Below are 26802 nucleotides of genomic sequence, written 5' to 3'. Positions count from 1 at the left end.
GGTGCGTCACCGGCGCGCGGCCGGGGCAAAGTCAAGGGGTGCCGAGGCGTACCGCGCCACCCCGGCCGCATACCATCGACCCGAGACCCTTGTGCCCCCAGGCGCGAGGACGCTTCGAACGAGGGGACACCGTGGACGTGAGCGGCGGGAACGGGCAGCCGCGGTCCGGCAGCGACGAGCCGGCCGACCGGCCCGAAGTCCCTGCGACCCCCGGCCCCCAGAACCCGGACCCCGGCCGGGAGACGGACCACGACAGCCACGACAGCCACAGCACCGAAGGCGCGGTCCCCGAGGAACGCCCCCACGTCGGCGACCCGGGTCACGACCACCGCTCCCTCGCCCACTCCGGCACCGGGACCGGCGCAGGCACCGGCTCCGGCAAGGGCGAGCCGCCCCAGCCCCCCGCCGAACCCGGCGGCGGCATCCTCATGGGCCGCCCGTTCGGCGTACCGGTCTACGTCGCACCGAGCTGGTTCCTCGTCGCCGCCCTCATCACCTGGGTGTTCGGCGGACAGCTCGACCAGGTCCTGCCCGAACTCGGCGCCGCCCGCTACCTCGTCTCCCTCTTCTTCGCCGTCGCCTTCTACGCCTCGGTCCTCGTCCACGAACTCGCCCACACCGTCGCCGCCCTCCGCTTCAAGCTCCCGGTGCGCCGCATCCAGCTCCAGTTCTTCGGCGGCGTCTCCGAGATCGAGAAGGAGGCGGAGACCCCCGGACGCGAGTTCGTCCTCGCCTTCGTCGGACCCCTGCTCTCCCTGATCCTCGCCGGGATCTTCTACCTCGCCCTCAAACCCGTCGAACCCGGCACCGTCCCCGGCGTCCTGCTGGCCGGACTGATGATCTCCAACCTGATCGTCGCCATCTTCAACCTGCTCCCCGGACTGCCCCTCGACGGCGGCCGGATGCTGCGCGCCGTCGTCTGGAAGATCACCGGACGCCCCATGACCGGCACCGTCGCCGCCGCCTGGGTCGGCCGCGCCCTCGCCCTCAGCGTCCTCATCGGCCTGCCCCTGCTCAACCACTCCGGACTCTTCGGCGGCGACGCCGACATCAGCAGCATGGACACCGTCACCGACGCCCTGCTCGCCGCCATCCTCGCCGCCATCATCTGGACCGGCGCCGGAAACAGCCTCCGCATGGCCCGGCTGCGCGAACACCTCCCCGAACTGAGCGCCCGCACCCTCACCCGCCGCGCCGTCCCCGTCGAGACCGACACCCCGCTCTCCGAGGCACTGCGCCGCGCCAACGCCGCCGGAGCCCGCGCCCTGGTCGTCGTCGACCCCGACGGCACCCCCCTCTCCCTCGTCCGCGAGTCCGCCATCGTCGGCGTCCCCGAACACCGCCGCCCCTGGGTCGCCGTCAGCGGCCTCGCCCAGGACATCACCGACGGCATGCGCGTCTCCGCCGAACTCTCCGGCGAAGAACTCCTCGACACCCTCCGCGCCGCCCCCGCCACCGAATACCTCGTCGTCGAGAACACGGGCGAGATCTACGGCGTCCTGTCCGCGGCGGACGTGGAACGGGCTTTCGTGAAGGCGATGGCAAGGCCGAGCTGACACCAGCGCGGGGGCGGGCGGGCCATTCCTGGGGGCGCGGGGAACTGCGCGAGCGACCACACGCGGACCCGCACCCGCCGACCGCCGCTCGCCGCCCCCGTCGCCGGTCAAACCCCCGGCAGGGAACCGGTAGGCTGGTCTTATGTCCGAACCGACCGGTGCCGCCCGCAGGCGCGGGCCCTTCAAGGTCGGGGACCAGGTTCAGCTGACCGACCCCAAGGGTCGCCACTACACGTTCACGCTCGAAGCCGGGAAGAACTTCCACACCCACAAGGGCTCCTTCCCGCACGACGAACTGATCGGCGCCCCCGAGGGCAGCGTTGTCCGTACCACCGGCAACGTCGCCTACCTCGCGCTGCGCCCCCTGCTCCCCGACTACGTCCTCTCCATGCCCCGAGGGGCAGCCGTCGTCTACCCGAAGGACGCGGGGCAGATCCTCGCCTTCGCCGACATCTTCCCCGGCGCCCGCGTCGTCGAGGCCGGCGTCGGCTCCGGCTCGCTCAGCAGCTTCCTGCTGCGCGCCATCGGCGACCAGGGCATGCTGCACTCCTACGAGCGCCGCGAGGACTTCGCCGAGATCGCCAAGCAGAACGTGGAGCGCTACTTCGGCGGCGAGCACCCCGCCTGGCAGCTCACCGTCGGCGACCTCCAGGACAACCTGTCCGACACCGACGTCGACCGCGTCATCCTCGACATGCTCGCCCCCTGGGAATGCCTGGAAGCCGTCTCCAAGGCACTCGTCCCCGGCGGCATCCTCTGCTGCTACGTGGCCACCACCACGCAGCTCGCCCGGACCGTCGAGTCCATCCGGGAGATCGGCTCCTTCAACGAGCCGACCGCCTGGGAGACGATGATCCGCAACTGGCACATCGAGGGCCTGGCCGTCCGCCCGGACCACCGCATGATCGGCCACACCGGCTTCCTGCTCACCGCCCGCCGCCTCGCCGACGGCGTCGAGCCCCCTATGCGCCGCCGCCGCCCCGCCAAGGGCGCCTACGGCGAGGACTACGCGGGACCCAACGCCGACGGCGGCTCCGGCCGCTGACCGGACCCCGTCCCCTCCAACGCGAAGGCGCCGTGGCCGAGTTTCCGGACCCCCTCCGGAACTCGGCCACGGCGCCTTCCGCTTGACCCCGCACCAGAAACCGCGCCCCCGCGCACACCCCGCCCGCCACCACTGGAAACCGGCCCCCACCCCGCCGTTCCCCCCGCACAGTGACCTGTGGCACCATGCTGGCCACCCCCTCGGCACAGCCCTCACAGGAGACACTCCTAGTGCAGCAATCCGCCGTCCCGGAGCTCGCCCACGCCCACCCCAGGCCCATCCACTGGGTCGGCACCGCCACCGCGGTCGCCGGGGTGATCGCGCTGTGCTCCCTTGTGCAGCCCGGTCCGGCCACCGCCGCCCAGGCGACCCCGGCGACACCCGCGCCCGCCCCCGCCCGCACCACCGCCGCGCCCCCTCCCACCGAGGGCGTCGCCTTCCCGCTCCAGTGCGGCCCGGTCAAGCCCGTGGTCGCCAAGAAGACCACCGGGGACCTCGACGGGGACGGCAACCCGGAGACCGTCGCGGTCGTCCACTGCGACGCCCCCATGGGCACCCCGCCCGACGGTGTCTACGTCCTGACCCGGAACGCCGACGGCACCGGCTCCCGCGTCGTCGCCACCCTGGTCGACCCCAAGGACCGCATCACCGTCACCGACCTCGCCGTACGCGCGCGTACCGTGAGCGCCACCCTGCTCGGCTACTCCACCAACGACGTGCCCAGGTGCTGTCCCGACGTGAAGAAGCCCGCCCAGTGGCAGTGGAAGGGCAACGCGTTCATACGCTCGACGCCGACGGCGTCCCACAGCGTCTGACCGCCGCCCGTCCCACCCGTACGCGCATACACGCGCGCGCGTGCCGCCGGTCCCCACCGGTACGCACGCGCGCCCATCACACCGGGTCCGCCCGGCCCCCGCTCACTCCGCCTCGGGGCCGTACACCTCGACCTTGTCCGAAACGCGGCGCACATGGATGCACGCGCCCGGACACTCCTTCGCCGAGTCCACCACGTCCGTCAGCAGCGGCAGCGGCACACCCGTGGTGGCCCCCACCTCCTGGAGCAGCTCGTCGTCGGCGCTCTTCACATAGGCCAGCCCGTCGATGTCCAGCTCGAACACCTCCGGCGCGTACTGGGCGCAGATGCCGTCGCCGGTACACAGGTCCTGGTCGATCCAGACCTCCAGCGCCTCGCCGCCCGGGGCCTCCTGCTGCACGGTCACCTCTCCTGCCGTCGGTTCGCCGGACGACGGTCCGGGGGCGCGCCCCGGCCCGGTCGGTGCCGGACGCTCATGAACACCCCGACCCTACCTCCCGCCCGCTTTTCCCTCCTGTGCGCCGGGGTGCGGGGGTTTCTCCCCGCGCACGGCAGGTACGGCGCGCGCGGTCGTACGCCACCGGGCACCGGCGAAATCAAGCCGCCCCCGAGCACCCCCCGAAGCCCCCTCGCATCACCCCGGCCACCCCCGTCATCGCTCTGTGTGATCATCGTACGAACTCTCGTACTCCTGCCCAGGAACCGGCCGGACGACCCGCACCGGACAACTCCAGCCACTCCTGAAGGGTCTTGACCACACCCGGCACGGAACAAGCGGCTTCCGAATCACGTTGAGTGGGTATCCCCTCCGTGCGAGAGGGAGCGCACCGGGTGACCGACGACACACCTTGACAGTCTTTGTGATCTAGGGGTTTCAATCGACACCCACCCAGGTAGGGTCTGGAAGCGTCCAGCTCCCCTTGGAGGAGGTGAGGACCGTGGCAGCCCACGACGACGACATGAACCGCGGCATCCGCCCGGGACGAGGGTCCGACGACCCGGCCGGGCAGATCGCCTACCTTGAGCAGGAGATCGCCGTCCTGCGACGCAAGCTCGCCGACTCTCCGCGGCACACGAGGATTCTCGAGGAGCGGATCGTCGAGCTGCAGACCAACCTGGCCGGCGTCTCCGCGCAGAACGAACGCCTGGCCAACACACTCCGTGAGGCACGCGACCAGATCGTGGCCCTCAAGGAAGAGGTCGACCGGCTCGCCCAGCCCCCCGCAGGCTTCGGAGTCTTCCTCCAGGCCAACGAGGACGGCACCGCCGACATCTTCACCGGCGGCCGCAAACTCCGCGTGAACGTGAGCCCCAGCGTCGAACTCGACGAACTCAGGCGCGGCCAGGAGCTGATGCTCAACGAAGCTCTCAACGTGGTCGAGGCCATGGAGTTCGAGAGCGTCGGCGACATCGTCACCCTCAAGGAGATCCTCGAGGACGGCGAACGCGCCCTGGTGCTGGGCCACACCGACGAGGAACGGGTGGTCCGGCTCGCCGAACCCCTGCGGGGCATCACCATCCGCCCCGGCGACGCCCTCCTGCTCGAACCCCGCTCCGGATACGTCTACGAAGTCGTGCCCAAGAGCGAGGTCGAGGAACTCGTCCTCGAAGAGGTCCCCGACATCGGCTACGAGCAGATCGGCGGACTCGGCGGCCAGATCGAGGCCATCCGCGACGCGGTCGAGCTGCCGTACCTCTACCCCGACCTGTTCAAGGAGCACGAACTCCGCCCGCCCAAGGGAGTCCTCCTCTACGGCCCCCCCGGATGCGGCAAGACGCTCATCGCCAAGGCCGTCGCCAACTCGCTGGCCAAGAAGGTCGCCGAGGTCACCGGACAAGCCGCCGGCAAGAGCTTCTTCCTCAACATCAAGGGCCCCGAACTCCTCAACAAGTACGTGGGCGAGACCGAACGCCAGATCCGGCTCGTCTTCCAGCGAGCCCGCGAGAAGGCCAGCGAGGGTACCCCCGTCATCGTCTTCTTCGACGAGATGGAATCCCTCTTCCGCACCCGCGGCTCCGGCGTCAGCTCGGACGTGGAGAACACCATCGTCCCCCAGCTCCTCGCCGAGATCGACGGTGTGGAGGGACTGCAGAACGTGGTCGTGATCGGCGCCTCCAACCGCGAGGACATGATCGACCCCGCCATCCTGCGCCCCGGCCGCCTCGACGTGAAGATCAAGATCGAGCGCCCGGACGCCGAAGCCGCCAAGGACATCTTCGGCAAGTACCTCACCGAGCGCCTCCCCCTGCACGCCGACGACCTCGGCGAGCACGGCGGCGACAGGACGACCACCGTCCAGAGCATGATCCAGACAGCGGTCGAGCAGATGTACGCCGAATCCGAGGAAAACCGCTTCCTGGAAGTCACCTACGCCAATGGCGACAAGGAAGTCCTGTACTTCAAGGACTTCAATTCCGGCGCCATGATCGAGAACATCGTGGGCCGCGCCAAGAAGATGGCGATCAAGGACTTCCTCGAAAAGACCCAGAAGGGCCTCCGCGTCTCCCACCTCCTCCAGGCATGCGTGGACGAGTTCAAGGAGAACGAGGACCTGCCCAACACCACCAACCCGGACGACTGGGCCCGCATCTCCGGAAAGAAGGGCGAGCGGATCGTCTACATCCGCACCCTCATCACCGGAAAGCAGGGCGCGGACACCGGACGCTCCATCGACACGGTGGCGAACACCGGTCAGTACCTGTAAAAAGGCCGGCCGGCTGCGGGTGCCCCACGTCGGGCACCCGCAGCCGCCTGCTTTCCGGACCGCCACCGCAGCAGGCAATGACGCAAATGATCTCCACACCAGCGCAAAGGCGTTCTAGGCTCTTTCCTACCGCCGAGTCGCGCAGTGCGGGGACGGGCACCGCACACGCACCGGAGCGCCAGCGGTACGCGAGCGGCGCCCACCACCGAGGGCGCCGCCGGGCAAGGAGGGCCGCATGACCGTACGGCGAGTAATGGGCATCGAGACGGAGTACGGCATCTCCGTCCCCGGCCACCCCAACGCCAATGCCATGCTCACCTCGTCCCAGATCGTCAACGCCTACGCGGCGGCGATGCACCGGGCCCGCCGGGCCCGCTGGGACTTCGAGGAGGAGAACCCGCTGCGCGACGCGCGCGGCTTCGACCTCGCACGGGAGGCCGCCGACTCCAGCCAGCTCACCGACGAGGACATCGGCCTCGCCAACGTCATCCTCACCAACGGCGCCCGCCTCTACGTCGACCACGCCCACCCCGAGTACAGCGCCCCCGAGGTCACCAACCCGCGCGACGCCGTCCTGTGGGACAAGGCGGGCGAACGCATCATGGCCGAGGCCGCCGAGCGGGCCGCCGCGCTGCCCGGCGCCCAGCCCATCCACCTCTACAAGAACAACACCGACAACAAGGGCGCCTCCTACGGCACGCACGAGAACTACCTGATGAAGCGGGAGACCGCCTTCTCGGACATCGTGCGCCACCTGACGCCCTTCTTCGTCTCCCGCCAGGTCTTCGCGGGCGCCGGACGCGTCGGCATCGGACAGGACGGCCACGAACACGGCTTCCAGCTCAGCCAGCGCGCCGACTACTTCGAGGTCGAGGTCGGACTGGAGACCACTCTCAAGCGGCCCATCATCAACACCCGCGACGAACCCCACGCGGACGCGGAGAAGTACCGCCGACTGCACGTGATCATCGGCGACGCCAACCTCTCCGAGATCTCGACCTATCTCAAGCTCGGCACCACGGCGCTGGTCCTCTCCATGATCGAGGACGGCTTCATCGCGGTGGACCTCGCCGTCGACCAGCCCGTACGCACGCTCCACCAGGTCTCGCACGACCCCTCGCTCAAGCACCTCGTCACCCTGCGCAGCGGCCGCACGCTCACCGCGGTCCAGTTGCAGATGGAGTACTTCGAGCTGTCGCGCAAGTACGTCGAGGAGCGGTACGGCGCCGACGCCGACGAGCAGACCAAGGACGTCCTCGCCCGGTGGGAGGACACCCTCACCCGGCTCGAGAACGACCCGATGAGCCTGGCGGGCGAGCTGGACTGGGTCGCCAAGCGGGAGCTGATGGAGGGCTACCGCCGCCGCGACAACCTCGACTGGGACGCCGCCCGCCTCCACCTGGTCGACCTCCAGTACGCCGACGTACGCCCCGAGAAGGGGCTGTACAACCGGCTGGCGGCCCGGGGACGCATCAAGCGGCTCCTGACCGACGACGAGGTCGAGCGGGCGCGCACGGCGCCGCCGGAGGACACCCGGGCGTACTTCCGCGGGCGCTGCCTTGAGCAGTACGCGGACGACGTCGCCGCGGCGTCCTGGGACTCGGTCATCTTCGACCTGCCGGGACGCGACTCGCTCCAGCGGGTGCCGACCCTGGAACCGCTTCGCGGAACGCGAAATCACGTCAAGGAGCTGCTGGACCGCTGCCGCACGGCGGACGAGCTGGTCAGGGTGCTCTCCGGCAATTGAAACCCCTGCTAGGGGCATTGATTGGGTTCTCTTCGCAGGGTGGAAAACCCGGCGTCAGGGAATCATCGAGATGGCCCCCGTACGTTCCCTGAACTACGGGGCCGATGTCGGACCCGGCTTGTAGGGTCTGATCATCACCGAACGGCGAACTGAGCGGGGTGAGGGTTATGGCAACCAAGGACACCGGCGGCGGCCAGCAGAAGGCCACACGCTCCACCGAAGAGGTCGAGGAGCAGACACAGGACGCACAGGGCTCCGAGGACCTCAAGGAGCGCCAGGAAAAGCTGAGCGACGACGTGGACGACGTCCTCGACGAGATTGATGACGTCCTCGAGGCTAATGCCGAGGATTTCGTTCGGAGCTTCGTTCAAAAAGGCGGCGAGTAGCCTTTAGATCGAAGGTTCGGGGGGCGTCAGGGTTGGCAATTGAAGAAGGTGTGAAACGCTGCCCGCGGTGTGCGGAGCTCAAGCCGCGAGCAGCGTTCGCACGAAACAAGGCGATGCGGGATGGCTTGCAGGCCTACTGCAGGGAGTGCTCGGCCGCTTACCACCAGGCACGTCAGGTGGCCAAGGGTCGCAACGTTCGGCCTCGAGTGGATGTGCCGAACGGGCACAAGTACTGCCGGACGTGTGGTCAGATCAAGCCGCACAGCGAGTGGCATCGCAACGCCACTGCGTCCGACGGCCTGTCGACCCGCTGCAAGTCATGCCGGGTCGTCCAGGGGCGGCAGGGGCACCTGAAGCGCCAGTACGGAATCACCGAGGCTGAGCGCGATGAACTAATCGCCTCGCAAGGCGGTGTCTGCTGCATCTGTCTTTCCGCTCCGCCTGCGCATGTGGATCACTGCCATGAGACGGGTAGGGTCCGAGGCGTACTGTGCTTCAGTTGCAATGCCGCGCTGGGGCAGTTCAAGGATCGGCCCGATGTCATAAGGCGGGCTGCCGAATACGTGGAAGGAAACGCGTGGAAGCCAACACTCGTAGCACCGGGCGTCTACCGGCTGCCTTCCTGACGCCTGGGTCGTCCTCCTTCATGGACTTCTTGTCCGACCACCAGCCCGAGCTGCTGCCCGGTAAGCGGACCTTGCCGCCCATGCAGGGGGTGATCGAGGCTCCGCACGGGACGACCATCGTGGCCGTGACGTTCCCGGGGGGCGTCGTGCTGGCCGGTGACCGCCGGGCGACCATGGGCAACGTCATCGCGCAGCGGGACATCGAGAAGGTGTTCCCGGCGGACGAGCACTCGGCCGTCGGTATCGCCGGTACCGCCGGTCTCGCCGTGGAGATGGTGAAGCTCTTCCAGTTGGAGCTGGAGCACTTCGAGAAGGTCGAGGGCGCCCAGTTGTCGCTGGAGGGCAAGGCGAACCGCCTGTCGACCATGATCCGCTCCAACCTGGGCATGGCCATGCAGGGTCTGGCCGTGGTCCCGCTGTTCGCGGGGTACGACCTGGACCGGGAGAAGGGCCGCATCTTCTCCTACGACGTCACCGGCGGCCGCTCCGAGGAGCACAACTTCGCGGCGACGGGCTCCGGCTCGGTCTTCGCGCGGGGTGCGATGAAGAAGCTGTTCCGGGACGACCTGACCGAGGAGCAGGCCACCACTCTGGTCGTGCAGGCGCTGTACGACGCGGCCGACGACGACTCGGCGACCGGTGGACCCGACGTCGCCCGCCGGATCTACCCGATCATCACCGTGATCACCGACGACGGTTTCCGCAGGCTGACCGAGGAGGAGGCGTCGGAGATCTCCCGCGCGGTGCTCCAGCGGCGTCTCGAGGAGCCGGACGGCCCGCGGGCCGCGCTGCTCTGAGCGCGGGCCGGGTGCTCCCGGCCGGTCTTCTTCATCCGAGGTGATCCAGTGACCATGACAGAAAGGGACGGATAACCGGTGTCGACGCCGTTCTATGTCTCACCCCAGCAGGCCATGGCGGACCGCGCGGAGTACGCCCGCAAGGGCATCGCGCGCGGTCGCAGCCTGGTGGTCATGCAGTACGCCGACGGCATCGTGTTCGTCGGTGAGAACCCGTCCCGTGCGCTGCACAAGTTCAGCGAGATCTACGACCGGATCGGTTTCGCGGCCGCCGGTAAGTACAACGAGTACGAGAACCTGCGCATCGGTGGTGTGCGCTACGCGGATCTGCGTGGTTACACCTACGACCGTGACGACGTGACCGCGCGCGGTCTGGCGAACGTGTACGCGCAGACGCTGGGCACGATCTTCTCCTCGGCGGCCGAGAAGCCGTACGAGGTGGAGCTGGTGGTGGCGGAGGTCGGTGAGACGCCGGACGGCGATCAGATCTACCGGCTGCCGCACGACGGTTCCATCGTGGACGAGCACGGTTCGGTCGCGGTGGGTGGCAACGCGGAGCAGATCAGTACGTTCCTGGATCAGCGGCACCGGGACGGGATGACGCTGGCGGAGGCGTTGAAGCTGGCGGTGCAGGCGCTGTCGCGGGACACCAACGGCAGCGAGCGGGAGATCCCGGCCGAGCGTCTTGAGGTGGCGGTGCTGGACCGTACGCGTCCGCAGAAGCGGAAGTTCAAGCGGATCGTGGGTCGTCAGCTCGACCGTCTGCTGGCGGGGGACGGTGCGTCGACGCTGTCGAAGAGTGCGGGGGAGGACGACTCCGAGGAGGAGTGAGTTTCCCGCGACCTCCAGGTGTGCGAGGCGGGTGTGCCCCGGCCGGTTCTCCGGCCGGGGTTTTTCCGTGTTCGGGGCGCCGGTTGTCCGGTGGTGGCCCGCTAGGCGTCTCTGGCGGGGCCTGTGGAGCCGCGTACGACGAGCTGGACGGGGATGTCGCCACCGGCGGGTGCGCGGCCGTCCAGGACGGCGAGGAGGGCTTCCATGCCGCGTTCGCCGAAGAGTTCGGCGTCGAGGCGGACGGTGGTGAGTTCGGGGTCGATGGCGGTGGCGAGGGCGAGGTCGTCGAGGCCGGTGACGGAGATGTCGTCGGGGACGCGGAGTCCGAGGCGGCGCAGGGCTTTGTAGGCGCCCGCGGCGAGTTTGTCGTCGTCGCAGACGACGGCGGTGGGGCGGGGTCCTGGTGCGGTGAGGGCGGTTTCGGTGGCGGCGCGGGCGTCGTCGATGGTGATGGGGGCGGTGGCGGTGCGCAGCCGGGTGCCGGGTACGGCGGCGAGGCGGTCGGCGAGTTCGCGGGCGCGGGCGCGGAAGGTCCAGGAGGGGATGTCGGCGGCGAGGTGGAGGACGTGGCGGTGGCCGAGGGCGAGGAGGTGTTCGGCGACCTGGCGGACGCCGTCGGCGATGTCGAGGTTGACGGTGGCGGCGCCGAGGCTGCCGTGGGGGTCGCTGTCGAGCATGACGAGGGGGAGTTGGTCGCCGCGGATGGCGGTGAGGGCGTCGGCGGCCATGGAGGAGGCGATGACGCCGTCGAGGGCGGCTTCGGCAGAGGCGAAGGGGTCTGGGATGGGGGCGGCCCGCAAGGGCCTTCCTTTGAGGGCGGTGGTGGGAGACGGGTGGGCCGGTCCGACGCCTTCGGGGGAGGGGTAGAGGACGACGCCGAAGCCGTGGGTGGCGGCGACGCGGGCGGCGCCGGTGTAGACGCCTGCGAAGAATTCGGTGGTGAGGGCGGGGACGACGAGGAGGACGGTGCGGGTGCTGCCGAGGCGGAGGTTGCGGGCGGCGAGGTTGGGGCGGTAGCCGAGGGCGCGGGCGGCTTCGCGGACGCGTTCGGCGGTGGTCTCGGAGACGCGGCCGCGCCATTTGTCGCCGAGGACGAGGGAGACGGCGGCCTGGGAGACTCCGGCGGCCTGGGCCACGTCACGGCTGGTCGGGCGCGTGCTGCTGCTGCGTGCCACCGTGGGCCTGCTCCTTCGTGTGGACGGGTGAACAGCGCACATGGTACGTATGAATGCGTTAGTTATACGTAACACTTCGGAGGCGTCGAGGCGGCCCGGAGGGGCTGGGCGAAGGGCGGCTGGGCGGCACATGGCGACGGGGTATCTGGAGATCCTGCGGGCGAGACACGCGATGCGGCTGCTGACCGGCACCCTGGTGGGCCGTTTGCCCAACGCGGTGGCGTCGATCGCGCTGTTGCTGTTCGTGCGGGCCGAGGGGGGTTCGTACAGCCTGGCGGGGGCGCTGGCGGCGGTGTACGGGGTGGCGAACGCGGTGGGGCAGCCGCTGCTGGGCCGTCTGGTGGACGTCCATGGGCAGCCCCGGGTGCAGTTGCCGGCGGCGGTGCTCTCCGCGCTGGCCATGGTGGGGTTCGCCTTCGTGGGGATCGGTCCGCTGCCGCTGGCGTATGTCCTGGTGGCGGCGTCGGGGCTGTTCACGCCGCCGCTGGAGGGCGGGTTGCGGGCGTTGTGGCCGTCGGTGCTGCGCCGGGAGGACCAGGTGCACACGGCGTACGCGCTGGACGCGGTGGCGCAGGAGGTCATGTTCACGGCGGGTCCGCTGCTGGTGACGTTGTGCGTGTCGCTGTGGTCGGAGCGGGCGGCGCTGCTGGTGCTGAACGGACTGGGGGTGCTCGGGGCGCTGTCGGTGGTGCTTTCGCGGCCGTCGCGTCAGTGGCGTTCGGAGCCGAGGGAAGCGCACTGGCTGGGGGCGCTGCGGTCGCCCGGGCTGCTGGCGCTGCTGGCGGCGTTTTTGTTCGTGGGGATCGCGATGGGGTCGATCGCGGTGGCGGCGGTGTCGTACGCGGACGGTCACGGGGGTGACGCGGTGTACGGCTGGATGATGGCGGGGGTCGGTCTGGGCGCGCTGGTGGGCGGCACGGTGTACGGGGCGCGGCGCTGGGCGGGGGCGCCGGAGCGGCGGCTGCGGGTGCTGGTGGCGCTGCTGGCGGTGTGTTACGTGCCGCTCACGCTGATGCCTGGTCCGGCGTGGATGGTGCTGCTGTCGGTGCTGGCGGGGGTGTTCCTGGCGCCGTGCATCGCGTGTGCGTTCGTGATCGTGGACCGGCATGCTCCGGCGGGGACGGTGACGGAGGCTTTCTCGTGGCTGGTGACGACGTTCGTGGTGGGTGCGTCGGTGGGTACGGGTCTTGCCGGTCCGGTGGTGGAGGCGGGCGGGGCGCTGTGGGGTTTCGCGCTGCCGGGTGTGGCGGGGGCCGTGTCGTTGCTGGTCCTGCTGGCCACGGGGCGGGTGCTGACGGGCCCGGCGGTGGGCGGGGTCGTGGTGGTGTCCTCGGAAAATGATCCGAATCGTGCTGCCCAACCCCGTTTCAGTTCAGGGGATCGGGCGTAATGTTCATGCATGGACCGCCGCATTTTCGGGCTGGAGAACGAGTACGGCGTCACGTGCACGTTCAGGGGACAGCGGCGACTGTCTCCTGACGAGGTGGCGCGGTACCTCTTCCGCCGTGTCGTGTCATGGGGTCGCAGCAGCAATGTCTTTCTGCGAAACGGCGCCCGGCTGTATCTCGACGTGGGCTCACATCCGGAATACGCGACACCCGAGTGTGACAATGTGACCGAGCTGGTCACTCACGACAAGGCTGGCGAGCGCATTCTCGAAGGACTCCTGGTGGACGCGGAACGACGCCTGCACGAGGAGGGAATCGCGGGCGACGTCTACCTTTTCAAGAACAACACCGACTCGGCGGGCAATTCGTACGGGTGCCACGAGAACTATCTGGTGGCCCGGCACGGTGAGTTCTCCCGCCTCGCGGACATTCTCATCCCGTTCCTGGTGACGAGGCAGTTGCTGTGCGGCGCGGGCAAGGTGCTCCAGACGCCGCGGGGCGCGGTGTACTGCGTCAGCCAGCGCGCGGAGCACATCTGGGAGGGCGTGTCGTCGGCGACGACGCGTTCGCGGCCCATCATCAACACCCGCGACGAGCCGCACGCGGACGCCGAGCGCTACCGGCGTCTGCATGTCATCGTGGGCGACTCGAACATGTCCGAGACGACCATGCTGCTGAAGGTGGGCGCGACGGACCTGGTGCTGCGCATGATCGAGGCGGGCACCGTGATGCGCGACCTCACCCTGGAGAACCCGATCCGGGCGATCCGCGAGGTGAGTCACGACATCACCGGGCGGCGCAAGGTGCGCCTGGCCAGCGGTCGCGAGGCGTCCGCGCTGGAGGTGCAGCGCGAGTACTTCGACAAGGCGGTCGACTTCTGCGACCGGCGGGGTATCCGTACGGGCACGGTGGCGCAGGTCCTGGAGCTGTGGGGCCGCACGCTGGACGCGATCGAGACCGAGGAGCTGGACCGGATCGGTACCGAGATCGACTGGGTGATGAAGTACAAGCTCATCGAGCGGTACCGCGAGAAGCACAACATGACGATGTCGCATCCGCGGGTCGCGCAGATAGACCTCGCGTATCACGACATCCACCGTCGTCGTGGGCTGTACTACCTGCTGGAGAAGAAGGGTCAGGCGGCGCGGATCTGCAACGACCTGAAGATCTTCGAGGGCAAGTCGGTGCCGCCGCAGACGACTCGGGCGCGCCTTCGCGGTGACTTCATCCGGCGCGCGCAGGAGCAGCGCCGGGACTTCACGGTGGACTGGGTGCATCTGAAGCTCAACGACCAGGCGCAGCGCACCGTGTTGTGCAAGGACCCGTTCCGTTCGGTGGACGACCGGGTGGAGAAGCTGATCGCGGGAATGTAGTGCCGACCGCGTGAAGGGGTGGTTTTCCGTGGGTGTCTGACGGATCGCCACACGGGCGCCGTACGTTTCCCGTACGGCGCCCTTCTCACGCCGTAGAGTTGCGCGCACGCCAATCCGCAAGATCGACCGATTACGAGGCATCTCCGTGCGCCGACGTTCACTGCTCCTCGCCGCCGTTCCCGCAGGACTGGTCACGCTCGCCGGGTGTGGCGACGGCGATTCGAAGTCCAGCAAGGCGAGCGCGTCTCCGTCTCCGTCGGCGTCGTCCGCGCCGCCGCCGAAGATCGTGGACGGTCCGCTGCCGGCGATCACGGGGGGCAAGGAGTTCGGCCAGAAGCCGACGGTGGCCAAGGGCGAGGGGGAGCCGTCGAAGAACCTGGCGGTGCGCACGGTCATCGCGGGCAACGGCCGGGCGGTCGCGGAGAACGACTTCATCCAGGCGAACTACCTGGGTCAGATCTGGAGCTCGGGCAAGGTCTTCGACAACTCCTACGACCGGCAGCCGCTGGTGATCCAGTTGGCGCAGGGCAGCATCATCGACGGCTGGCGGTACGCGCTGGCGGGCAAGAAGACCGGCAGCCGGGTGGAGATCGCGGTGCCGCCGACCTGGGGGTACGGCGAGTCGGGCAACTCGCAGGCGGGGATCAAGGGCACCGACACGCTGGTGTTCGTCATCGACGTGATCGACTCCTTCAACTCCAAGAGCTCGGCCAAGGGCAAGGCCGTCCCGCAGGACGACGCGGCGCTGCCGAAGGTCGCCACGAACACCGACGGCGCCGCGCCGAAAGTGACCGTTCCGAAGTCGGCGCCGCCGAAGAAGCTGGTGTCGAACTACGTACTGGAGGGCGACGGCCAGGCGGTCAAGAAGGACCAGACGGTGCTGTGCCAGTTCCAGGGTCTGGTGTGGGACAGCGGCAAGGTGTTCCAGCAGACGTACGGCACCGGGCGGCTGAGCCAGTTCTCGGTGGAGCAGATGGAGCAGGTCGTCAAGGGTCTGGCGCAGGGGATCACCGGGAAGAAGATCGGCAGCCGGGTGCTCGTCGTGGTCCCGCCGGACCTCGCCTACGGCGACAACCCGCCCGGCGGGGGCGACATCAAGAAGGGCTCGACGCTGGTGTTCACGGTGGACATCCTCGCCGCGATGTAGGGCGTGCCGGGTGCCCCGTACGGGGCGCCGCGGCCGTGAGCAATGAAAGACTGTCCGTGTTACGTGTCGTACACAAGCAGGAGCTTTGACGTGAACATCGACAAGCCGGAGATCGACTTCCCGGGCGGCGAGCCGCCGGCGGACCTCGAGATCAAGGAGATCTGGGAGGGTGACGGCGAGGTGGCCGAGGCGAAGGACTTCGTCAAGGTCCACTACGTGGGTGTCGCCTTCTCGACCGGCGAGGAGTTCGACGCCTCCTGGAACCGCGGTACGCCGCTGGAGTTCCAGCTCGGTGTCGGCCAGGTCATCCAGGGCTGGGACAAGGGCGTGCAGGGCATGAAGGTCGGCGGCCGCCGCCAGCTCACCATCCCCGCGCACCTCGCCTACGGCGACCGCGGTGCCGGTCGCGCGATCGCCCCGGGCGAGACCCTGATCTTCGTCTGCGACCTGGTGGGCGTGAACAAGCGCTGACCCGGTGACCGACCGGATCTGATCGAGGAAGGGCTCGTACCCCGGGTACGGGCCCTTCTTTTATGACCTTTGCTGTCCGTAATGGCCCTTCTTCTTTGTTCTGGCTTTTGCCGTGCCACCGCTGGGCGGTACGGTCGACGATCGGAAGCACCAGAGGAAGGCGAAGGGCGTCGATGGCCATTGCCAAGGCCGAGCGGCTGATGAACCTCGCGCTGTGCCTGCTCGGCACACGGCGGCCGCTCAGCAAGCGCGAGCTGCGCGAGTCCATCGAGGCGTACCTGGAAGCGGGCTCGGACGACGCCTTCAACCGCATGTTCGAGCGGGACAAGGACGATCTGCGCGAGCTGGGACTCGTCATCGAGACCGTCGAGAACATCGAGGGCGAGGTCGGCTATCTCGCCCGCGGCGACAGCAACCGGCTGCCGCCCATCACCCTGGACGCCGAGGAGGCCGCGGCCCTCGGTCTCGCCGCCAAGGTCTGGCAGCAGGCGCGGCTCGCCGGTGCCGCCAGCGGCGCCCTGCAGAAGCTGCGCGCCGCCGGACTGCCCGAGGACGTCGACCCCTACGGCGCGCACAGCGCCCTGGAGCCGCGCATCCCGGTGCACGAGGCCGCCTTCGAGCCGCTGATGCTCGCCTGCCGTGACCGCCGCCCGGTGCTCTTCGACTACCGCAAGGCGTCCGCCGCCCACCCCGAACCCCGGCACGTCGAGCCGTGGGCGCTCGAGTGCTGGCGCGGGCACTGGTACCTCGCGGGCTGGGACCGCGACCGGGGCGCCGAGCGCGTCTTCAGGCTCTCCCGGATCACCGGCAAGGTCCGCGCCCGCGGCACCGGCTTCACCGCGCCCGTGCCCGACGTCGTCACCGTGCGCGAGACTGTGGCCGGGTGGGCGGGCGAGAGCGCCGACCGCTCGGCGCTGATCCGGCTGCGCTCGGGCGCCGGGTACCCGCTGCGCGCGAAGGCCGTCAAGGTCCGCGACCTCGGCGACGGCTGGGACGAGCTGGAGATTCCGTACGGGCACGGTCTCGACGCCTGGCTGGTGGAGTTCGGACCCGACGTGGTGGTGCTTGAACCCGCCGAGCTGCGCGCGGACGTGGTGGACCGGCTGCGTGCCGTGGCCAAGGGCTGATGGGGGAGCTGAGCACAACCATGGCAGGAAAAGCGGTCAGGCCCGCGAGCGCCATCGACCAGACCCGGCGGATGCTGTCCCTGGTGACCTATCTGCGCGAGCGCCCCGGCGCCCGCATCGCGGACGTGGCCCGCGCCTTCGGCATCACCGAGGACGAACTGGTCTCCGACCTCGACGTGCTGCCCATGTGCGGCACCAGCTTCCGGGGCGGCGACCTCCTCGACATCGACACCGACGGCGAGCGCATCTGGTGGCACAACCCCGCCGCCCTGGGCGCCGACGCCGCCGAACCGCTGCGGCTGGCCGCCGACGAGGCGACCGCGCTGCTGGTCGCCGCCCGCGCGGTGGCCACCCTGCCCGGTCTGCGCGAGAGCGACCGCCAGGCTCTGCTGCGCGCCACCGCCAAGGTCGAGACCTCGGCGGGCGACGCGGCGGGGGCCAGCTCGCGGCTCTCGGTGACCTTCGAGTCCGAGGGCGGCGTCTTCGCCGACGTGGACCGCGCCATCTCCGAGCGCCGCAGGCTGTGGATCCGCTACTACTCCCCGGCCCGCGACGAGCTGACCGAGCGCGAGATCGACCCGATCCGGCTGGTCAGCGTCGGACACACCTACGTCGAGGCGTGGTGCCGCCGCTCCGAGGCGCGCCGCACCTTCCGCCTCGACCGCGTGGCGGAGATCCGCATCCTGGACGAGCCGTCCGCGCCGCCCGAGATAGCACCCCGCGACCTCTCCGAGGCGCTGGTGCAGCCGGCCGCCGAGGATCCCGAGGTCGTGGTCGAGGTCGGCCCGGGCGGGCGCTGGGTCGCCGAGTACTACCCGCACGACAGCGCCGATGAGCTTCCCGACGGCGGGCTGCGTATCACTCTGCGCACCCCCGATCCGGCCTCGCTCAGGCGGCTCGCCCTGCGGCTCGGCCGCGACGGCCGGATCGTCTCGCCGCCCGAACTGGCCGACAGCGCCCGCCGGGCGGCCCGCGAGGCGCTGGCGGCGTACGAGTCCTACGACGCCGACGACAGCGCCGACGGCGCGGCCGAGGGGGTGTCCGGCGGCGCGGACGGGACGTACGAGCGGGGGGAGCACGGGCTGTGAGCGAGATTTCGGTGCCGGAGGCGCGGACGGCGGGCGGTGGCCGGGGGACAGGGGTCGGGATGACGGTGGCCGCCGCCTTCGCCGGGATGCGACGCGTGGTGCCGGTGGTGTTCAAGGCGGGCTGCCCGGACTGCCGGGGCCGCTTCGAACTGGCGGCGAGCGCGCTGCGCCTGGCCGTCGGCGCCTCCAGCCGCACCACCTTCTACGCCTTCACCTGCCCCAACTGCGGGGCGGCGGTGCGCAAGCCCGCGGGGGAGCGGATCGTGGAGCTGCTGACCGGCGGCGGGGTGCGCACCCTGCGGCTGCACTCCACCGCGTGAGCGCGACCGTGGACTGCGGGACCGTGCACGGACGGCCGTCCGGAACCGTCTAGGCTCTTCGGCATGTTCTGGCCGATGTTCGCGGTAGCCATGGGTTTCCTGGGTCTTGTCGTCCTCGGGGTGCTCGCCGTCCGGGTGTTCCTGGCGGCGCGGGGCCTGGGAGAGCAGGTCGCGCGGTCGGCCGACCGCATCGGCCGGGCGGCGGAGGACCTGGAGCGGGCCGCGGTGAGCGCGGCACGGGCCGCCGACACGCTGTGACGTCCGCCATCCCCGGGCCCGCGGGTCCCGGCCGTACCAAGGGCGGGACGGCCCTCCTCCCTGTCGGACGACCGGGGCGGGCAGGTACGCTGCTTCTCGCGGTGCGCAGATCGAGGCTCGCATCGCGGACCGGGACGATGCGCGGGGATCGCTTCGCGTTCACCTCTGAGCGTTACGATCGCCGCGACCACGATCGCTCGGACGCCTGCCCGACTGGTCGGACAAGCCCCCACCCAGCCGCCTCGGTGAGAAGGTAAAGACTTATGTTCGGAAGGCTCGGAGCCCCCGAGATCATTCTCCTCCTCGTCGTCATCATCCTGCTGTTCGGCGCGAAGAAGCTTCCGGACATGGCCCGCTCGCTCGGCAAGTCCGCGCGCATCCTCAAGAGCGAGGCCAAGGCCATGAAGGAAGAGGGCGGCAGCAACCAGGCCGGTTCGCCGACCGGCGAGCAGCCCCCCGCGCAGCGCACCATCCAGGCCGCCCCGGGCGACGTGAACAGCGCGCGCCCGGTCAACGAGCCCACGGACACCACCCAGCGCTGACCCGCGGCCGGACCCCCGGCCTGCCGCACGAGATGAGGACGTGGGTTGCTCAAGTCTGCCCGCAAGCAGGAGAAGGACCCCGAGGGGCGGATGCCCCTGGCGGACCACCTGCGTGAGCTGCGCAACCGGCTTGCGAAGGCGCTGCTGGCCGTCACCGTGGTGACGTGCGTCGCCGCCTTCTACTACAACGACATCATCAATGTCGTCACCAGGCCGATCATGGACTCGGTCGGCTGCACCAAGTCCTTCGCGGAACTGGCGAAGGCGCACGACGGTCACACCTGCGCGCGGATCACGGTCAACGGCCTGCTCGGACCGTTCACGCTGGCGCTGAAGGTCTCCCTCATGGCCGGTGTCGTGGGCGCCTCCCCGGTGTGGCTGTACCAGCTCTGGGCGTTCATCGCGCCCGGTCTGCACCGGCACGAGAAGAAGTACGCCCTCGGCTTCGTCGCCACCGGCGCCCCGCTGTTCTTCGCCGGCGCCTACTTCGCCTACAAGGTGCTGCCCACCTCGGCGAAGGTCCTGATCGGCTTCACCCCGCAGAACGCCGACAACCTGCTGCCGCTGGACGATCTCCTCGACATCGTCATGCGCATGGTGCTCGTGTTCGGTCTCTCCTTCGAGCTGCCGCTGCTGCTGGTCATGCTCAACATGACCGGCGTGCTCTCCGGCAAGCGGATGCTCGGCTGGTGGCGGGGCATGATCCTCGGCATCACCGTGTTCGCCGCCGTCGCCACGCCCAGCACCGACCCGCTGACCATGCTGGCGCTCGCCGCCCCGATCTGGGTGCTGTACTTCGGCGCGGTCGTCCTCTCGCTGCTCAACGACCGCCGCAAGGCCCGCCGTCTGGCCGCCGGACCCGACGACGACGAGGCGTCCGAGCTGGACCTCACCCCCGAGGCCATAGACGAGGTCGAGCCGGTCCGCGCCGGGCGCACGCTGCCTGAGCAGGCGAGCGGGGAGCGGTCGGGCGACTACGACGACGTGACCTGAGCGCCGCCGCGCCGGGCGGTCTCGTGCGCCGGGCGCCGCCGCGCCGTCACCGGATGCCCCCTCCCACCTGGGACGGGGGCATCCGGCGTCCCGGGGCAGCCCGGAGCTTTCCGGATCTTCAAGGATCCCCCGACTTCCGGATAATGATCGTCCTGTTGTCGGTGCGGCCCGGTACGCTCGAAAGCACGATGACAGAGGACCTCTCACCGGCCGAGCGGTACGCGGCGTCCCGAGTGCGGGCAGCCGAGCAGGCCACCGCGCTCGCGGACTTCCGCGAGATGTACGACTTCGGCCTCGACCCCTTCCAGATCGAGGCGTGCCAGGCGCTGGAGGGCGGCAAGGGCGTCCTGGTGGCCGCCCCCACCGGCTCCGGCAAGACGATCGTGGGCGAGTTCGCCGTCCACCTCGCCCTGGAGCAGGGCAAGAAGTGCTTCTACACGACGCCCATCAAGGCGCTGTCGAACCAGAAGTACGCCGACCTGTGCCGCCGCTACGGCGCGGACAAGGTCGGACTCCTCACCGGTGACAACAGCGTCAACTCCGACGCCCCGATCGTCGTCATGACGACCGAGGTGCTGCGGAACATGCTGTACGCCGGTTCCCAGACCCTCCTCGGTCTCGGCTACGTGGTCATGGACGAGGTGCACTACCTCTCCGACCGCTTCCGGGGCGCCGTCTGGGAAGAGGTGATCATCCACCTGCCCGAGTCGGTCACGCTGGTCTCGCTGTCCGCCACCGTGTCCAACGCCGAGGAGTTCGGCGACTGGCTGGACACCGTGCGCGGCGACACCGAGGTGATCGTCTCCGAGCACCGCCCCGTCCCGCTGTTCCAGCACGTGCTCGCCGGACGGCGGATGTACGACCTGTTCGAGGAGGGCGAGGGTCACAAGAAGGCCGTCAACCCCGACCTCGCCCGGCTCGCCCGCATGGAGGCCACCCGCCCCTCGTACCAGGACCGCAGGCGCGGTCGTGCCATGCGCGAGGCGGACCGGGAGCGCGAGCGCAGGCAGCGCTCGCGGGTGTGGACGCCGAGCCGTCCCGAGGTCATCGAGCGCCTCGACGCCGAGGGTCTGCTGCCCGCCATCACCTTCATCTTCAGCCGCGCCGCCTGCGAGGCAGCCGTCCAGCAGTGCCTGTACGCGGGACTGAGGCTCAACGACGAGGAGGAGCGGGAGCAGGTCCGCGCCCTGGTCGAGGAGCGCACCGCCAACATCCCGCCGGAGGACCTGCACGTCCTCGGCTACTACGAGTGGCTGGAGGGTCTGGAGCGGGGCATCGCCGCCCATCACGCGGGCATGCTGCCGACCTTCAAGGAGGTCGTGGAGGAGCTGTTCGTGCGCGGGCTGGTCAAGGCGGTGTTCGCCACCGAGACCCTGGCGCTCGGCATCAACATGCCCGCCCGCTCGGTCGTGCTGGAAAAGCTCGTCAAGTGGAACGGCGAACAGCACGCCGACATCACCCCGGGCGAGTACACCCAGCTCACCGGGCGTGCGGGACGGCGCGGGATCGACATCGAGGGTCATGCCGTGGTGCTGTGGCAGCGGGGGATGAGCCCGGAGCACCTGGCCGGGCTCGCGGGCACCCGCACCTATCCGCTGCGCTCCAGCTTCAAGCCGTCGTACAACATGGCGGTCAACCTGGTCGAGCAGTTCGGGCGGCACCGCTCGCGCGAACTCCTTGAGACGTCGTTCGCGCAGTTCCAGGCCGACAAGTCGGTCGTCGGGATCTCCCGGCAGGTGCAGCGCAACGAGGAGGGTCTGGAGGGCTACAAGGACTCCATGACCTGTCACCTCGGCGACTTCGACGAGTACGCGGGGCTGCGCCGCGAGCTGAAGGACCGGGAGACCGAGCTGGCCCGGCAGGGCGCCAACCAGCGGCGCGCGGAGGCAGCCGTCGCGCTGGAGAAGCTCAAGCCGGGCGACATCATCCACGTGCCCACCGGCAAGTACGCGGGTCTCGCGCTCGTCCTCGACCCCGGTCTGCCCGCCGGGCGGACCGGCGGGCACCGCGGCTTCGACCAGCACGACGGACCCCGCCCGCTGGTGCTCACCGCCGAACGGCAGGTCAAGCGGCTGGCGTCCATCGACTTCCCGGTGCCGGTGGAGGCGCTGGACCGGATGCGCATCCCGAAGACGTTCAACGCGCGCTCCCCGCAGTCCCGCCGGGACCTCGCCTCCGCGCTGCGCACCAAGGCGGGGCACATCCCGCCGGAGCGCGCCCGCAAGAAGCGCTCGCAGGCCGCCGACGACCGCGAGATCGCCCGGCTGCGCACGGCGATCCGCGCGCACCCCTGCCACGGCTGCGACGACCGCGAGGACCACGCCCGCTGGGCCGAGCGCTACCACCGGCTGCAGCGCGACACCTCGCAGTTGGAGCGGCGCATCGAGGGCCGTACCAACACCATCGCGCGGACCTTCGACCGGATCGTGGCGCTGCTGACCGAGCTGGACTATCTGCGCGGCGACGAGGTCACCGAGCACGGGCGGCGCCTCGCGCGGCTCTACGGCGAACTCGACCTGCTCGCCAGCGAGTGTCTGCGCGAGGGCGTCTGGGAGGGGCTCAGCCCCGCCGAACTCGCCGCGTGCGTCTCGGCGTTGGTCTACGAGTCGCGGGTCGGCGACGACGCGATGGCGCCCAAGCTGCCCGCGGGGCAGGCGAAGGCGGCGCTCGGCGAGATGGTGCGGATCTGGGGGCGCCTCGACGCACTCGAAGAGGACTTCCGGATCAGCCAGACCGAGGGTGTGGGGCAGCGGGAGCCGGACCTCGGGTTCGCCTGGGTCGCCCATCAGTGGGCCTCGGGGAAGGGGCTCGACGAGGTGCTGCGGGAGGCGGAGATGCCGGCGGGGGACTTTGTCCGCTGGACGAAGCAGGTGATCGATGTGCTGGGGCAGATTTCCGCGGCGGCGCCGGCTCCTTCGGAGGGATCTACGGTGGCCAAGAACGCGCGTAAGGCTGTTGATCAGTTGCTGCGGGGTGTGGTGGCCTACTCGTCCGTGGGGTAGCTGTCGTCGGGCGGCTGCGGGTTGTACGTGGCTTGTCGCGCAGTTCCCCGCGCCCCTAAAAGCAAAAGGCCAACTGTCCTTCTCTGGGTTGAGATGTGGTGGTTGGCCTTTCGCGTGCCCGTACCTCGCTACTTGCTGTGTTCGAATAACTGCCCTGCGTGTAAATGGGGTTGAGGTTACTCCTGGTATCGCGGCGATTTCAGGTGCTTGCCGAATATGACACCGCGATGATCCGGTCGGACTAAGCTCGCCCGCGGCGCACCCGGTTGAGATGAATTCGGGTGCCTGTACCCAAACATACGATTCGCCCCAGAAGGCATCCATGGTGAGTGTTCAGAAACCTCCCGGTGTCCGTGAACGTCCTTACGTACGCGTGTTGTTGCCCCCCGGTCTGCTGATGATCGCCGTGACCGCCGCCGCCGTCACCCTGACGCCGGCCGCCGCCCGGATCGCCGTCGCCTGCTGCGGTGCCGTCGCCACGCTGCTGGTGCTCGTCACGGCCGGTGAAGCCGTGCGGCGCGGGCGGGAGTTGCGGGCGGTGCGCGCCGAACACGCCCGGCACACCGCTTACTTGGAGCAGCGCGTCGCCGCCCACGACGCCCAGCTCGACCGGCTGACCACCGATGTGCTGCCCACGGCGGTGTACCGGCTGCGCGGCGGCGACCTGCTCCGGGAAGTGCTGCCCAAGGTCGTCGACAACGACCCCGAACTGCGCAACATGCCGCGCTCGCAGCGCGATCTGCTCTACGCGGCGCTGCGCGCGGTGGACCGCGAGATCTCGATGCGTGACGCCTCCGAGCGCGCGTTCGTCACCATCGCCCGCCGCGTCCAGGCCATCGTGCACCAACAGGCCAAGGAACTGCGGGAGATGGAGGAGGACCACGGCCGCAGCCCCGAGGTCTTCGACGACCTGCTGCGCATCGACCACGGCACCGCGCTGATCGGCCGTCTCGCCGACACCATCTCCGTCATCGGCGGCGGACGACCCGGGCGTCAGTGGCCCAAGCCCGTGTCGCTGTACAGCGTGCTGCGCGGTGCGATGTCCCGCATCCTGGAGTTCCCGCGCATCAACCTGAGTTCGATCGTCAACATCAACATCAAGGGCACCTCGGTCGAGCCGATCATCCACGCGGCCGCCGAACTCCTCGACAACGCCACGCGCTACTCGCCGCCCACGGCCAAGGTGCACGTCACCGCCGTCGAGGTGCAGAGCGGTGTCGTCATCGAGATCGAGGACGCGGGCGTCAGCCTCAGCGAGGAGTCCCGCGCCCGCATCGAGAAGATGATCGACGACGCCAAGCACGCGGACGACGCCGACTCCCTCGGTGAGAACCCCCGGCTCGGACTCGCGGTCGTCGGCCGGCTGTGCACCTCGTTCGACATGGACGTCTCGCTGCGCGCCTCCGCGTACGGCGGCGTCCGCGCCATCCTCATGGTGCCGCGCAACATGACCACCACCGAACCCGGTGTGGGCGTCGCCCACGGCATCGGCGCCACCGCCGTGCCCATGCCCGAACTCGGCGCGCTGGAAGGTCCCAAGCGGCCGCCCAAGAAGCGCCGCCCCACCAGCCCCCGCATCCCCGCCGGTGTCTCCCTGGAGGACGACGTCCCGGAGGTCACCGAGTGGACGGCGGGCGGGCTGCCGCAGCGGCGCAGCCGGGTGAAGACCCCGCTCGCCCAGCGGTACGCCGAGCAGGAGGCGATCGAGCGCGCCGAGGCCGAGGGCAGGCCCACCATCTGGTCCCAGCGGCAGGAACCGGAGCCCGAGATCGACCCCGAGCGGCAGAAGCTGCTCGACCGGGAGCCCGGCCTGTGGGTCGACGCCTTCTGGGAGGGGCTGAAGAAGGACAACCCGGGCGTGCACCCGACCGACTTCACGCGGAACCCGACCGCCTATCTGCACCTGATCAACGACTCGGCCGACACGGAAGCCGGCGACGAGGGGGACCTCAAGTGATCCAGCAGCGCGCGAACTTCGACTGGATGCTCAAGCAGTTGCACGACGGCGTGCCGGGCATCGAGATGATCGTGGTCCTCTCCGCGGACGGACTGCGCATCGCCCGCTACGGCGGCGACCCGGACGCCGCCGACCGGATGGCCGCCGCCTGCGCGGGAGTTCAGAGCCTCGCGGGCGCGGTGGCACAGGAACTGCCGGGCAGCAGCGGGGAGATGAAGCTCGTCGTCATCGAGATCGACGGCGGCTACTTCTATCTGATGGCCGCGGGCGACAACGCCTATCTCGCGGTGCTCGCCGACGTGGTGTGCGAACCGGGCCGGATGAGCGGCATGATGCGCGACCTCGTCGTCCGGATCGGCGCCCACCTCACCAGTCCGCCCCGGCGGAACGGGCAGACCGTATGACTCCACCGCGACGCACCCGGCGGGCGCCGAAGGAACCGCCCTCGCCGCCGCCCCTCCCCGCCCCGGCGCCCGCCGCACCGGCCGAGGGCGAGGAGAGCCCGGGCAACCCGGAGCGGCTGTACGCCCTGACCGGGCTCAGCGACGGCGGACGGATGCACCTCGACCTGGTCACCCTGGTCGTGGCGCGTTCCGCCCCGCCGCGCTCCGGCACCCCCGAGCAGGCGGCCGTGCTCCGGCTCTGCGGCAACCCCTTGTCCGTGGCCGAACTGTCGGCCTATCTGAAACTGCCGTTCAGCGCGATGACCGTACTGATCACCGAGCTGATCACGGCCGAACTGGTGCAGGTGCGCGCCCCGATCGTGCGGCAGGCGAGGCCCGACCGTTCCATCCTCGAAGCGGTGATGCATGGACTTCAACGGCTCTGACACCCGGAGCGCCCCGATCCCCGGACCGCGCACCGAGGACCGGCTCCCGCACACGGCGCAGGCCGCCGTGAAGATCGTGATCGTGGGCGGCTTCGGCGTCGGCAAGACCACCATGGTCGGCTCCGTCAGCGACATCCGGCCGCTGACCACCGAGGAGACCATGACCCAGGCCGGCATCGGCGTGGACGACAACTACGGCTCCGACACCAAGACGGCCACCACCGTGGCCATGGACTTCGGCCGCATCGGCATCACCGAGAAGCTGGTGCTCTACCTCTTCGGCACCCCGGGCCAGGAGCGCTTCTGGTTCCTGTGGAACCGGCTCTTCGAGGGCGCCCTCGGCGCGGTCGTCCTGGTGGACACCCGGCGCCTGGAGGTCAGCTTCGACGTCATGGGGCGCCTGGAGGAGCGCGGCGTGCCCTTCATCGTCGCCGTCAACTCCTTCCCGGACGCGCCCCGGCACCCCGTCGAGGAACTGCGCACCGCGCTCGACCTCGCCGAGGACATCCCGATCGTCGAGTGCGACGTACGACGCCGCGCCTCCAGCAAGGACGTGCTGCTGACCCTCATGCGGTTCCTGCACTCGCTGGCGCTCTCCGGAGCCCTCGTCTGACCCGCGCGGGCC

The 26802-nt window shown here is 69.9% G+C and carries 26 protein-coding genes; 24 read left to right on the top strand and 2 right to left on the bottom strand.

Annotated features, from left to right (window positions below; translation table 11 throughout):
- The first annotated feature begins 131 nt into the window (after positions 1–131).
- The 3 genes from IF655_RS18460 (at position 132) to IF655_RS18450 (ending at position 3416) form a co-directional block, all read left to right on the top strand.
- Positions 132–1556: a site-2 protease family protein gene (locus IF655_RS18460; protein WP_199585919.1), complete on the top strand. Its 1425-nt coding sequence runs from the start codon at positions 132–134 to the stop codon at positions 1554–1556.
- Positions 1557–1698: 142 nt separating this feature from the next.
- Positions 1699–2601 carry a tRNA (adenine-N1)-methyltransferase gene (locus tag IF655_RS18455; RefSeq protein ID WP_199585918.1) on the top strand — a complete coding sequence of 301 codons (903 nt, stop codon included), beginning with the start codon at positions 1699–1701 and terminating at the stop codon, positions 2599–2601.
- Positions 2602–2831: 230 nt separating this feature from the next.
- Positions 2832–3416, top strand: coding sequence for a hypothetical protein (locus IF655_RS18450; RefSeq protein WP_199585917.1), 585 nt, complete (start codon positions 2832–2834; stop codon positions 3414–3416).
- A 102-nt stretch (positions 3417–3518) separates the two neighbouring features.
- On the opposite strand, the gene IF655_RS18445 is transcribed toward IF655_RS18450, so the two are convergent.
- Positions 3519–3821 carry a ferredoxin gene (locus IF655_RS18445; protein ID WP_199585916.1) on the bottom strand — a complete coding sequence of 101 codons (303 nt, stop codon included), beginning with the start codon at positions 3819–3821 and terminating at the stop codon, positions 3519–3521.
- 532 nt (positions 3822–4353) lie between these two features.
- Between IF655_RS18445 and arc the strand changes: the two genes are divergently transcribed.
- The 6 genes from arc to prcA all read left to right on the top strand — a co-directional run bounded on the left by arc (position 4354) and on the right by prcA (position 10507).
- Positions 4354–6120: a proteasome ATPase gene (gene arc / locus IF655_RS18440; protein ID WP_199585915.1), complete on the top strand. Its 1767-nt coding sequence runs from the start codon at positions 4354–4356 to the stop codon at positions 6118–6120.
- Between the two features lie 235 nt (positions 6121–6355).
- Positions 6356–7867, top strand: a complete 1512-nt coding sequence (gene dop, locus IF655_RS18435) for a depupylase/deamidase Dop (protein ID WP_356103392.1) — start codon at positions 6356–6358, stop codon at positions 7865–7867.
- A 167-nt stretch (positions 7868–8034) separates the two neighbouring features.
- Entirely contained in the window at positions 8035–8253 is a 219-nt protein-coding gene (locus tag IF655_RS18430) for a ubiquitin-like protein Pup (RefSeq protein WP_018549164.1), read from the top strand.
- A 32-nt stretch (positions 8254–8285) separates the two neighbouring features.
- Entirely contained in the window at positions 8286–8879 is a 594-nt protein-coding gene (locus tag IF655_RS18425; RefSeq protein WP_374100296.1) for an endonuclease VII domain-containing protein, read from the top strand.
- Entirely contained in the window at positions 8831–9676 is an 846-nt protein-coding gene (gene prcB, locus IF655_RS18420) for a proteasome subunit beta (protein WP_199585914.1), read from the top strand. The genes IF655_RS18425 and prcB overlap by 49 nt, the downstream gene beginning before the upstream one ends.
- Before the next feature lie 78 nt (positions 9677–9754).
- Positions 9755–10507 carry a proteasome subunit alpha gene (gene prcA / locus IF655_RS18415; protein WP_199585913.1) on the top strand — a complete coding sequence of 251 codons (753 nt, stop codon included), beginning with the start codon at positions 9755–9757 and terminating at the stop codon, positions 10505–10507.
- A gap of 101 nt (positions 10508–10608) precedes the next feature.
- On the opposite strand, the gene IF655_RS18410 is transcribed toward prcA, so the two are convergent.
- Positions 10609–11724, bottom strand: coding sequence for a LacI family DNA-binding transcriptional regulator (locus IF655_RS18410; protein ID WP_199585912.1), 1116 nt, complete (start codon positions 11722–11724; stop codon positions 10609–10611).
- Between the two features lie 88 nt (positions 11725–11812).
- Between IF655_RS18410 and IF655_RS18405 the strand changes: the two genes are divergently transcribed.
- From IF655_RS18405 to IF655_RS18335, 15 genes are all read left to right on the top strand, one after another.
- The gene (locus IF655_RS18405) at positions 11813–13072 is read left to right on the top strand and encodes an MFS transporter (RefSeq protein ID WP_199585911.1); all 1260 of its coding nucleotides are present in this window, start codon (positions 11813–11815) and stop codon (positions 13070–13072) included.
- Between the two features lie 9 nt (positions 13073–13081).
- Positions 13082–14443, top strand: coding sequence for a Pup--protein ligase (gene pafA, locus IF655_RS18400; protein WP_026249154.1), 1362 nt, complete (start codon positions 13082–13084; stop codon positions 14441–14443).
- A gap of 145 nt (positions 14444–14588) precedes the next feature.
- Positions 14589–15590, top strand: coding sequence for an FKBP-type peptidyl-prolyl cis-trans isomerase (locus tag IF655_RS18395; protein ID WP_199585910.1), 1002 nt, complete (start codon positions 14589–14591; stop codon positions 15588–15590).
- A gap of 90 nt (positions 15591–15680) precedes the next feature.
- Positions 15681–16061: an FKBP-type peptidyl-prolyl cis-trans isomerase gene (locus tag IF655_RS18390; RefSeq protein ID WP_199585909.1), complete on the top strand. Its 381-nt coding sequence runs from the start codon at positions 15681–15683 to the stop codon at positions 16059–16061.
- 173 nt (positions 16062–16234) lie between these two features.
- Entirely contained in the window at positions 16235–17188 is a 954-nt protein-coding gene (locus tag IF655_RS18385; protein ID WP_199585908.1) for a YafY family protein, read from the top strand.
- 20 nt (positions 17189–17208) lie between these two features.
- Entirely contained in the window at positions 17209–18276 is a 1068-nt protein-coding gene (locus tag IF655_RS18380; protein WP_199585907.1) for a YafY family protein, read from the top strand.
- 59 nt (positions 18277–18335) lie between these two features.
- Positions 18336–18596, top strand: a complete 261-nt coding sequence (locus IF655_RS18375; RefSeq protein WP_199586118.1) for a hypothetical protein — start codon at positions 18336–18338, stop codon at positions 18594–18596.
- Positions 18597–18659: 63 nt separating this feature from the next.
- Entirely contained in the window at positions 18660–18854 is a 195-nt protein-coding gene (locus IF655_RS18370; RefSeq protein ID WP_199585906.1) for a hypothetical protein, read from the top strand.
- A 263-nt stretch (positions 18855–19117) separates the two neighbouring features.
- Positions 19118–19396, top strand: coding sequence for a Sec-independent protein translocase subunit TatA (gene tatA, locus IF655_RS18365; RefSeq protein ID WP_199585905.1), 279 nt, complete (start codon positions 19118–19120; stop codon positions 19394–19396).
- Between the two features lie 45 nt (positions 19397–19441).
- Entirely contained in the window at positions 19442–20389 is a 948-nt protein-coding gene (gene tatC, locus IF655_RS18360; protein ID WP_199585904.1) for a twin-arginine translocase subunit TatC, read from the top strand.
- Between the two features lie 143 nt (positions 20390–20532).
- Positions 20533–23391, top strand: coding sequence for an RNA helicase (locus IF655_RS18355; RefSeq protein WP_199585903.1), 2859 nt, complete (start codon positions 20533–20535; stop codon positions 23389–23391).
- A gap of 322 nt (positions 23392–23713) precedes the next feature.
- Positions 23714–25348, top strand: a complete 1635-nt coding sequence (locus tag IF655_RS18350; RefSeq protein WP_242488801.1) for an ATP-binding protein — start codon at positions 23714–23716, stop codon at positions 25346–25348.
- Positions 25345–25752, top strand: a complete 408-nt coding sequence (locus IF655_RS18345) for a roadblock/LC7 domain-containing protein (RefSeq protein ID WP_018549147.1) — start codon at positions 25345–25347, stop codon at positions 25750–25752. Before IF655_RS18350 ends, IF655_RS18345 begins: the two co-directional genes overlap by 4 nt.
- Complete coding sequence (locus tag IF655_RS18340) at positions 25749–26177, top strand: DUF742 domain-containing protein (RefSeq protein ID WP_199585901.1); 429 nt, start codon at positions 25749–25751, stop codon at positions 26175–26177. The genes IF655_RS18345 and IF655_RS18340 overlap by 4 nt, the downstream gene beginning before the upstream one ends.
- On the top strand, positions 26158–26790 hold the full coding sequence (locus IF655_RS18335) for an ATP/GTP-binding protein (RefSeq protein WP_199585900.1): 633 nt from the start codon (positions 26158–26160) through the stop codon (positions 26788–26790). Before IF655_RS18340 ends, IF655_RS18335 begins: the two co-directional genes overlap by 20 nt.
- The last annotated feature ends 12 nt before the right edge of the window (positions 26791–26802 follow it).

The sequence above is a fragment of the Streptomyces sp. DSM 110735 genome, from assembly GCF_016482685.1.
GTDB lineage: Bacteria > Actinomycetota > Actinomycetes > Streptomycetales > Streptomycetaceae > Streptomyces.
Note: the sequence above shows the minus strand (reverse complement) of the source record. Positions and strands in the feature narration are given on the sequence as shown.